The organism is Micrococcus sp. TCR-5 (assembly GCF_052220525.1).
In the GTDB taxonomy this organism is placed as follows: domain Bacteria; phylum Actinomycetota; class Actinomycetes; order Actinomycetales; family Micrococcaceae; genus Micrococcus; species Micrococcus luteus.
In genome coordinates this window covers 1-253 of the sequence record NZ_JBQPDO010000054.1, presented here as the reverse complement: position 1 = coordinate 253, position 253 = coordinate 1, and the positions used below count along the sequence as shown (strand labels likewise).

General features: G+C 69.6%; 1 protein-coding gene. It reads left to right on the top strand.

Annotated elements, in window-relative coordinates; all coding sequences use genetic code 11:
• A partial coding sequence (locus tag ACTSKS_RS11075; RefSeq protein ID WP_442927566.1) for a transposase occupies positions 1-253 on the top strand: 253 nt, incomplete at both ends.

Genomic DNA, 253 nt, shown 5'->3' with positions numbered 1-253 from the left:
CGGCCGCGCCGGCAGGCCGTTCGCCGACGCCCGCACCATGGTGGAGGCGATCATCTACCGGTACCGGTGCGGAATCGCTTGGAGGGATCTGCCCGAGGTCTACGGGCCCTGGCAGACCGTGTGGACCTGGCATCGGCGCTTGGCCGAAAAAGGCACATGGGACACGGTGCTGGCCACGCTGACCGCCGCCGCTGACGCCGAAGGCCTGATCGATTGGTCGGTCTCGGTGGACTCCACGATCGCCCGCGCCCAC